General features: G+C 73.8%; 7 protein-coding genes, 1 tRNA gene and 1 pseudogene. All 9 read right to left on the bottom strand.

What is annotated here, in order from left to right; translation table 11 throughout:
• Positions 1-101: 101 nt before the first annotated feature.
• Positions 102-3821 carry a S8 family serine peptidase gene (locus ABZ749_RS20870; protein WP_357230079.1) on the bottom strand — a complete coding sequence of 1240 codons (3720 nt, stop codon included), beginning with the start codon at positions 3819-3821 and terminating at the stop codon, positions 102-104.
• 158 nt (positions 3822-3979) lie between these two features.
• Positions 3980-4864 (bottom strand): NAD kinase, encoded by an 885-nt coding sequence (locus ABZ749_RS20865; protein WP_355008441.1) that lies wholly within the window; start codon positions 4862-4864, stop codon positions 3980-3982.
• A 109-nt stretch (positions 4865-4973) separates the two neighbouring features.
• Positions 4974-5834, bottom strand: a complete 861-nt coding sequence (locus ABZ749_RS20860) for a TlyA family RNA methyltransferase (RefSeq protein ID WP_357230076.1) — start codon at positions 5832-5834, stop codon at positions 4974-4976.
• Between the two features lie 38 nt (positions 5835-5872).
• Entirely contained in the window at positions 5873-6148 is a 276-nt protein-coding gene (locus tag ABZ749_RS20855) for a hypothetical protein (RefSeq protein WP_357230074.1), read from the bottom strand.
• Positions 6145-6699 (bottom strand): hypothetical protein, encoded by a 555-nt coding sequence (locus ABZ749_RS20850; RefSeq protein WP_357230072.1) that lies wholly within the window; start codon positions 6697-6699, stop codon positions 6145-6147. Before ABZ749_RS20850 ends, ABZ749_RS20855 begins: the two co-directional genes overlap by 4 nt.
• 14 nt (positions 6700-6713) lie before the next feature.
• Positions 6714-7046, bottom strand: a pseudogene (locus ABZ749_RS20845) (L-seryl-tRNA(Sec) selenium transferase); the annotation flags it as partial.
• A 23-nt stretch (positions 7047-7069) separates the two neighbouring features.
• Positions 7070-7165 (bottom strand) — tRNA-Sec (locus tag ABZ749_RS20840).
• Positions 7166-7178: 13 nt separating this feature from the next.
• Complete coding sequence (gene nrfD, locus ABZ749_RS20835) at positions 7179-8480, bottom strand: NrfD/PsrC family molybdoenzyme membrane anchor subunit (RefSeq protein WP_357230070.1); 1302 nt, start codon at positions 8478-8480, stop codon at positions 7179-7181.
• Entirely contained in the window at positions 8477-9445 is a 969-nt protein-coding gene (locus ABZ749_RS20830) for a 4Fe-4S dicluster domain-containing protein (RefSeq protein WP_357230081.1), read from the bottom strand. The genes nrfD and ABZ749_RS20830 overlap by 4 nt, the downstream gene beginning before the upstream one ends.
• Between the last annotated feature and the right edge of the window lie 92 nt (positions 9446-9537).

Raw genomic sequence — 9537 nt, 5'->3', positions numbered from 1 at the left:
CGAGTTAGCTTTAATGTTGACTGGTGTTCAGTGGTGTGCTCTACCGACGGCGGACCCCCGACCGGCAGGGCGGGACGGCCAGGCCGCCCCGCCCCGCCCGATCACCGCAGCCCGTACGCCTGGAACACCGTCTGGTCGACGGTGTTCCCGGCCCGGTCGGCGGCACGCACCCGCAGCGACACCGTTCCGCGCCCCGCCGGCACGGTAGCGGTGTACCGGGTGCCCGACCCCGTGGTCGGCGCGTTGCGCCAGGTGACGCCCCCGTCGAAGGAGACCTGCACCCGGACGCTGGCACCGGTCGGCCTCGGCGCCCCGGCCGGCTGCCGCAGGGTCAGCCCGAGCTGGTGCGGCCGGTTGCCGCGTACCGTGCCGCGCAGGTCGGCCGGCACCCGGTAGTCCACCTGGAGCAGCGACAACGGCGTGGCGGCGTCGCCCGCCGGTCGGGCCGAGGTGAACTCCCAGGCCGTGTCGGTCCGCGTGCCGTAACGCCACTCGACCGAGGACCGCTGGGTGGTCACGTCCAGGCGGTACCGGGCGGCCCCGGCGGTCGTGGGCACCGACGCCCAACCCTCGGAGAGGTCCGCGATCTGCTGCCCGTTGCGGCTGACCCGGGCCGTGACGGTGTCCGACTCCTCACTCTCGCCGGCCACGCTGTAGTGCCCCTCGGCGTCGACGAACTCGGGCACCCGCAACTCCAGGTTGTCACCGGTGCGGGTGGGCACCGGCGCACCACGGGCCGGCACAGCCGGGCGGAGCACCGGCGCGTGCCAGGTCTCGGTCACCCGGTCGTCGGCGGCGTAACGCCGCGGCTGCTGGGTCAGACCACCCGTCAGCTGCCCCCACTGCATGAACATGATCTTGTGCAGCACCCGTTGCTGCCACCAGTTGTCCCCGGAGCTGACGAACTCCCGTCGGGTGGTGCCGGTACGGACCAGCCGCTGGTTGTCGTTCCAGGCGGTGTCCTGCCACGGACGCCACCCGAACCGCTGCTCGCTGGCCCAGTCCCCGCCGACGTTCCCGTAGTGGGTGGTCACCTCGGCGGTGTTGCGGTCGGTGACCTTGTGCAGGATCCGCTCCGGGACCCGGCCCTTCGAGACCTGCCACACGTCGTACAGGTACGGACTGTCCACCGTCAACGTCAGGTCCAGCGTCGTGTGACGCTTCCGGACCGCCGCGATGATCTTCTGGCCGTCGTCGTACGCCACCGCCATCGACGGGATCGGCAGCCGGTCACCCAACGGGGTCCACGACGTCCACGCGCTCTGGTCGGCCGGGCGGACGATCAGCGCCACCTTCGCGCCAGCGGCAGCCGCCGCCGCGATCTGCTCCTCCTCCGAGGCGTCCGGGCTGGTGGTGAGCAGCGCCGCGGCACCGCGTACCCGGGCCAGCTCGGCGGGGGTGCCCGTGCCGGCCCAGACCAGCGGCAGCTTGCGCCGCTCGGCCGTCGCCGGCGAGTAGCCCATCAGGTTGATGTCCAACGGACCGGACACCCCGCTGATCGTCGCGTCCACCATCGGCGCGACCAACTGCCAGCGCGACGCGAACTCGAACTCGCCCTGGCGTACCGCACGGGTCGGGGTGACGTTGACCTGCTGGATGGTGCTGAAGGTCATCACACCGTGGTCGACCTGCCGGCCGTTGCCGAAGACCCGGTGCTCGTAGAAACTGATCGTCGAGCGCTGCTCGGAGGGCTTCGGCGTCTCGATCCGCACCGGCGTGCCCTTGCGCGGGTCAAGCACCACTGTGAGGTCCCGGTCGACGAGCAGCTCCGGGTCGGTGACCAGGGTGATCTGCTCGTCCAGCGGGGCACCGTGCTCGATCAACGCCTGGACCAGGTAGGGACCCTCCTCGACCTGGAGTTGCACCTCGCCGCCGACCCAACCGAGCCAGTCGGATTCGGGCTGCTCACCGAAGAGGGTGAGCACCGACGCGAGACCCGGCTGACCCTGCATGTCCAGCGCCCGCACGGTCACGGTGTGCAGCGGGCCGCTGAGGGTGAGCGCGACAGCGGTGCGCACCGCGACGCCGTCCGCGCCGGTGGCCACCAGCCACCCGCTGTGCACACCCCGGTCCAGCTTCGCCGGGTCCGCCCGCAACGGCACGGCGACGCTGCCGCCGGCCGGCACCGTCACCTCGACGCCGCCGACCGTGACCCCGTCGGTCTCGGCCGCACGGGTGTCCAGGTTGCGCAGCTCCAGGGCCAACCGCAGGGTCTGCGGGGCCGTGCCACCGTTGGTGTACGTCACGGCCCGCTCGACCGGCACGCCACCGGTGCTGAGCCGGCCGAAGTCAGCGTGGCCGGAGGAGTACACCCGCTGGCCGAGCGCGCGGGCCACGTCGACCCGACCGGCGCCCTGCTCGAAAACGGTCAACGCCGGGTTCGCCTTCGTGGTGCTGACCAGCGCGTCCTTGAGCTTCGCGGCGGACCAGTCGGGGTGTTCCTGCGCGAGGATCGCCGCCGCCCCGGCCACGTGCGGAGTGGCCATCGAGGTGCCGGACGCGGTCGTGTACGCGTCGTCCACCGGCGTACCCATGGCGGTGCCGGCGGCCCGGGCGGCGACGATGCCCACGCCCGGCGCGGTGATCTCGGGCTTCAGGCCGTTGTCGCCGAGGCGCGGACCCCGGCTGGAGAACTCCGCCAGCTCGTCGGCACGGTCCACCGCGCCGACGGTCAGCGCCGCCGCGGCCGCGCCGGGCGCACCGACGGTCCGCGCGGCACCCGAGTTGCCGGCGGCGACCACGAACAGCGCGCCGGTCTCAGCGGTCAGGTCGTTCACCGCCTGGCTCATCGGGTCGGTGCCGTCGGTCGGGTCGCCGCCGAGGCTCATGCTGACCACCTTCGCGCCGGAGTGCGCGGCCCACTCCATGCCCGCGATGATGGACGAGCTGTAGCCGGAGCCACCGTCGTCGAGCACCTTGCCGACCAGCAACCGCGCACCCGGGGCCACGCCCTTGCGCAACCCGTCGGACGCCTCCCCGCTGCCCGCGATGGTGGCGGCCACGTGGGTGCCGTGGCCGTGCCCGTCGCGGGCGCTGCCGCTGCCGGAGAAGTCCTGCGCCTCGGCGACCCGACCAGCCAGGTCGGGGTGGGTGGCGTCGACGCCGGTGTCGAGCACCGCCACCTTCACGCCGGCACCGTCGCGGCCGGCGGCCCAGGCGATCGGAGCGCCGATCTGCGGCACGCTGTGCTCCAGCGTCGGGCGGACCTTCCCGTCCAGCCAGATCCGCGCGACACCGCCCCCGAGCCGGGCCGGCGAACCAGCTGTCACCCGCTGCCCGGGCGCGCCGCGCAGCGACGTCCACAGACCACCCAGGTCACCCTTGCCGACCCGCAGCGCCGCCCCGTTGATGCTCTCCAGCGGACGCGCGTCGGTCGCGCCGGCCAGCGGCCGGACCCGTCCGCCGGCCGGCTCCTGATAGCGGACGATCAGCGGCAACGCGCCCTGCGCGGCGTCGCCGTACCCGTCGGCCGCCAACTCCTGCACGTCGAACAGGTCGGGGTCGAGCACCCCCGCGGAGAGGTACGGCATGACGTCGCTGGGCAGCACCCGCAACCCGCCGTCGGCCTCGACAGTCTGGAAGGCGATCCGGTCGCGCCCCGGGCCGGGGTGCACGGTGGCGGCGACCCGACCGGGTGCCGCCTGCACCAGGTCGACCTGGTCGCCGGTGATCAGGGTGATGCGGACGGGTGCGTGCTGGGCGGGCGTGCCCGACGTCGGGCCGGTGGGCCGGGCGGGCGGGTCGGCGGACGCCGGTGCGGCGACGCCGACCACCAACGCGCCGACCGCGCCGACGGCGAGCCAGCGTGGGGACCAGTGCATGCGATGGGCTCCTCTACTCCTCCAGGCCCGCCATCCGTAGATGAGGGCCGATCGGAGTCTGCGTCGGAGCGTGTCACCAGGTCACTAGTCGCAAGCCGCCGCAGCGGCGACATGTCGTCAGGTGGACAACTGACATCCACCGACCGTGTGCGCCACCGTCACCGGCGGCTGCCACGCCAACCGTGCACGGGCAGACCGAACTTGGCCACCAGCCGGTCGGTGAACGGACGTGGGCGCAGCCGCACGATGCGCACCGGCAGGGCACCCCGACGCACCGTCACCCGCGCGCCGGGCGGCAGGTCGTAGACCCGCCGCCCGTCGCAGGAGAGCACGGCGAGGGTCGTGAACGGGTCGACCGTGATCACGAAGGTGGACGTCGGAGCCGTCACCAACGGGCGGCTGAACAACGCGTGCGCGCTGATCGGCACCAGCAGCAGCGCCTCCACCTCCGGCCAGACCACCGGGCCGCCACCGGAGAACGCGTACGCGGTGGAACCGGTGGGGGTGGCGCAGACGACACCGTCGCAGCCGTACCGCGACAGCGGCCGGCCGTCCACGTCGACGAGCAGCTCCAGCATCTGGGCCCGCTCGCCCTTCTCGATGCTGATCTCGTTCAGCGCCCAGGACTCGATGGTCGGCCCACCGTCGAACTCGGCGGTGACGTCCAGGGTCAGCCGCTCGTCGACCGTGTAGTTGCGACTCACGACGTCGCGCACCGCGACGTCCAGATCGTCGATCTCCGCCTCCGCCAGGAAGCCCACCTTGCCGAGGTTGATGCCGAGCAGCGGCGCCTTCGCGGGTCGGGCCAGCTCGGCGGCGCGCAGGAAGGTGCCGTCCCCACCGAGCGCGAAGACGATCTCGGCGCCCTCGGCGGCCTGCGGGCCGCCGACCGGCACCACTCCGGGCAGGTCGAGGTCCTCGGCCTCGTCGGCGACCACCCGTACCTCGAAACCGGCGTCGATCAGGTCGGCGGCGACCGACCGGGCGTGCTCCGTGCTACGCCGACGACCGGTGTGGGTCACCAGCAGCGCGGTCCGGCTCATCGGGCCACCCGCCCACGCCGAACCGGCCCGCGTCGCGTCACCGGCGCCGACACCTCGGCCCGGCCGCGTGTCACCGCCCGGCCCACTGCGGCGCCCTCACTGCGCGCGTTCACCCTGCGACCTCCTCCGCCGCCACGTCCGGCACCGCGCCGGCCGTCGTCGAGCCGTCCGGCCCGGCCGCCACCACGGCCCGCACCCGCTCCGGGTCGGCCGCTGGTGCGCCCCGGCGCAACCATACGAAGAACTCCACGTTGCCGCTGGGCCCGGGCAGCGGACTGGCCGCCACGTCGGCCAGCCCGAGGCCGAGCCGTGCGGCCGCCGCGGCCACGTCCAGCACCGCTTCGGCGCGCAGCTCCGGATCGCGGACCACACCGCCGGCGCCGACCCGGTCCTTGCCGACCTCGAACTGCGGCTTGACCATCAGTGCCAGGTCACCGTCGTCACGGGTGCAACCGGACAGAGCCGGCAGCACCAGTCGCAGCGAGATGAACGACAGGTCGGCCACCGTGAGATCGACCTGGCCGCCGATCGCGTCCGCATCGAGGGTACGGACATTCGTGCGCTCCAGGACGCGGACCCGCTCGTTCGTCCGCAGCGGCCAGGCGAGCTGCCCGTAGCCGACGTCCACGGCCACCACCTCGGCCGCGTCGGCGCGCAGCAGCACGTCGGTGAACCCACCGGTCGACGCTCCCGCGTCCAGGCAACGCCGCCCGGCCACGTGCAGCCCACCGGGGGCGAACGCGGCCAGCGCGCCGGCAAGCTTGTGCCCGCCTCGGGAGACGTACTCCTCGGCCGGGTCCGCACCGGTGACCAGGAGCGGGTCGGCGGGGTCGACCATCGCGGCCGCCTTGCGGGCGACCACGCCCCGCAGTTGGACCCGGCCGGCCTCCACCAACGCGGCGGCCTGCTCACGGGAGCGGGCCAGACCGCGGCGGACGAGTTCGGCGTCCAGCCGGTTACGACGTGCCATGGGTGGTTCTCCGGTCTGCTCAGGCCTGGTCGTCCCGCTCAGGTCTGGTCGATGGTGGCGAGGGTTTCCCGCAGCGTCTCGTAGGCCGCCTCGTACTGGGCGATCTGGTCGGCGGGAGCGAGCGTCGCCGCGTTGGCGATGGCCCGCACGGCGGCGTCCACCGCCGGATGCCGTGCCTCGTCGTCCCCGAGATCCAGCGGCGGTCCAGGACGGGCACCCACCGGCGGGCCCGGGCGGGCCGGGAACGACCCACCAGCCGGCGGACCGGGGCGGGCCGGGAACGACCCACCAGCCGGCGGACCGGGCCGGGTCATTCGGCGTCGTCCGGCCGCTGCCTGCGAATCGCCGCCTTCTTGGCGGGCATCACAGCCGGCGTCGGGATGTCCTCGTCGGCCGTCCGGCTGATCGTCGCCGGCGGCTTCTTGGCGATGGCCTTCTTGGCGACCGCCTTCTTCGCGACGGCCTTCTTCGCCACCGGCGCGGAGACCGGGGCGCCGGCCGAGGCGTCGGACGGCACGAGACCGGTGCCGGGCTTCGCGGCGACGGTCGGGGCGGGTTGTGGCGTGGGGCCGGCGGTCGGCGCTTCGGCCGGCTCGGTGGACCGCGCCTCCCGCAGCTGCCGCTCTAGATCGTGCACCCGCCGGGTCAACTCGGCCACCTCGTCGGCGGTGGCCAGACCGACCGCGCCGAGGGCCCGGTCGACCTCGAAGCGGACCAGCTTGGTCAGCGCCTCCCGGTTGGCGGCGCCGGTGGTGACCAGTTCCTCGCCGAGGGCCTGGAGTTGGGCGGCGGTCGCGCCGCCGGAGCCGACGAGGCGACGTGCCACGTCCTGGGCCTTCTTCCGGGGCGCCTCCGCAAGGCCCATGGCCAGCTCGAGGTCAGGTCCAACTCGACGTCGGTGTGCCCGGCGGCGGCCACCACCGCGGCGACCGCGGCGGACGACAACGCCGCCCGGCCCAGGTTGGTGTGCAGCACGACACCGGTGGCGTTGAGCACCACCCGGGGGCCGGGCGTGGGCAACGCGGCGACCGCCGCGTCGCGTACCTCGTCGGGGTTGAGCTCACCGCGACGGGCGCGGCCCTGCGCGTGGGAGACGATCGCCTTGACCTGCTCCCGGCCGAGAGTCACGGTGGCGGCGGCCAGCACCGGGTCGGCGAGCAGCGTGTCCGTACGGGGTACCCGACGTCGCGGGTCCACCGGGCCGTCGCCCATCACGTCATCTCCTGCAAGCGGTGTGGCGGAGACGGACGGGAATCGAACCCGCCTGGCCCGGGTCCCGGACCACTCCGGTTTTGAAGACCGGGAGGGGCACCAGCCGCCTGAACGCCTCCACCGGCCATTCGATCACACCGCGGGCGGCTCCGCCCAGTCAGATGGAAGATCCATGGCGGTCCGCCGCGCTTCCACCCGCTCGCGCTGCGGCACCACTGTGTACCGGGGGTCGCGGGCCGAGGCGACACCACCGTAAAAGATGCCGAACCGGGTCAGCACCGACGCGGCCAGCAGCGCCGTCCCCGAGAGCGCACCGACCACCCGGTGACGCCGGCCCAGCAGAGCACCCGCCACCCCACCGAGGGTCAGCAGCCGCGCGGCGCGCAGCATCCGGCCCGGCCGGCCCAACCGGTAGGGCTCGCTGAGCAGGCCGAGGCGGCTCTCCACCCGATGCGTGCCGTACAGCTCCAGGGCCGCGCCGGCCACCGCCATCCGGCGGGCCGGCCCGGCCTGGGCCGGCGGCGCGGCGAGCAGACCCACGCCGGCGCCGCTGGCCAACGCGCTGCCCGCGAAGATCACCGGCAACTCGGGGTACGCCTCATGCCACGACGGCACCGCCGTGTCGGCCAGCAACACCCCGGTGTACGTGGCCAGCGCCGGCGCGGTGCCGGCGGCGAGCAGCCCGGCGGCGTGCCCGATCGGCGGCAGCGCCCGGCCGGCCAGCCCGAGCAGACCGCGCCGGGGCAGCACACCGGCCGCCTCGGCGATCGCGGCGACACCCGCCGCCGGCCCGTACGCGGTGAGGATCCAGGTACCCATCGACATCGGCGAGGTCGGCTTGGCCACCCGCAGCATGTGGTGGAACCGCGCCGGCCGGCCCAGGTCCTTGACCAGGAAGACCGCGCTGGCGCTGACGGCTGCCAACGCGGTGACCCGGCCGGCGCGCCGCAACGCGGGCCGCCCGGTGAGCTGCCCACCCGCGGCCAGCAGCGACGAGCCGGCTGCCAGCCCGCCGGTGAACAGGTACGCGGCGATGTCCCACTTCCACACCGGCCCCTTGAGGATGGGCCGACCGTAGTAGGACGTGAACTCGGCCTCCGGCACCCGCAGTTCCTCGGCGCCCCCGCCGCGCCGCCTGCGCCGCCGACCGGGAGGTTCGCCGCTCCGTCTCACCGTCTGGTCACCCCGACGGCCGCTGCCAACCTCGTTACCGCTGCTGCTGTCCCTGCCGGTGGTGATGGCCCTGCCGCCCGGGTGATCGTCCGCGCCGGCCGGCGGCTGTGCACCCCGCGCATGCTCTGCACCCCGCGCATGCTCTGCGCCCGTCGCGCTACCCGGCCGCTCGTGGCTCGCCTGTGGTCGGTGGCCGCCCTCGTCGGCGAGCCGCTCCCGGAAGCGACGGAACCGGTCGCCCACGGGGCCCGACGGGATCATGAGGAACCTCCGACGAACGCGGCGACGGTCGCCGCCGCCATGGCGAGAGCGGCGAGGCCGGCGCGCTTCCACATCTTCGGCAGGTCACGGGTGGTCACGACCGGGTCGGGCGGCAGCCCGTACACCTCGGGTTCGTCCAGGAGCAGGAAGAACGCGCCGTCACCACCCACGCCGTCGTTCGGGTCGTGCCCGTACAGGCGGGCCTCGGGGACGCCCCTGGCGTGCAGCGTCGTCACCCGGGCGGCGGCGCGTTCACGCAGCTCGTCCAGGGGCCCGTACTGGATCGACTCGGTCGGACACGCCTGCGCACACGCCGGGGTCATCCCCGCGCCCAACCGGTCGTAGCACAGCGTGCACTTCCACGCCCGACCGTCGTCCTTACGCTGGTCGATCACCCCGTACGGACACGCCGAGATGCAGTACCCACACCCGTTGCAGATGTCCTCCTGCACCACCACCGTGCCGAACTCCGTGCGGAACAACGAACCCGTCGGACACACGTCCAGGCAGGCGGCATGGGTGCAGTGCTTGCAGACGTCCGACATCATCAACCACCGGAAATCCGTGCGCTCCTCGACGCCCGTGCCCCGGCCCGGCGGTTGGGCCCCCGGCATCCCCAGAAACTGCGGTCCCGCGTCGACCGGCCGGGCCCGGTCCGCGTCGACCGGCGCCCCGAGGACGTCCGCCAGGGCGACACCATGCCCGGCCGGGCGGGGCTGCTCGATGAACGCGACGTGTCGCCACGAGTTCGCTGTCAACGCGCCGGTGTTGTCGTACGACATGCCCAGCAGGTCCAAGCCGCTCTCCGGAACGCCGTTCCACTCCTTGCAGGCGACCTCACAGGCCTTGCAGCCGATGCAGACGCTGGTGTCGGTGAAGAACCCCATCCGCGGCGGCGCGTTCTCATAACCTGCCTCGGGTGCCGGGTCCAGCGGACCGTACAGGCTGTTCGGGTCAGGAAGCATCGACGCGGAGGAGTTGGAGACCACCGGCACCGCGCTACGGGGTGAGGTCTGGCGGGCGCTGCGCGACGCAGGTCTGGACGCGATTCCGTCCA

Origin of the sequence: Micromonospora sp. NPDC047753, from assembly GCF_040642735.1 — a bacterium.
Lineage (GTDB): Bacteria > Actinomycetota > Actinomycetes > Mycobacteriales > Micromonosporaceae > Micromonospora.
Note: the sequence above shows the minus strand (reverse complement) of the source record. Positions and strands in the feature narration are given on the sequence as shown.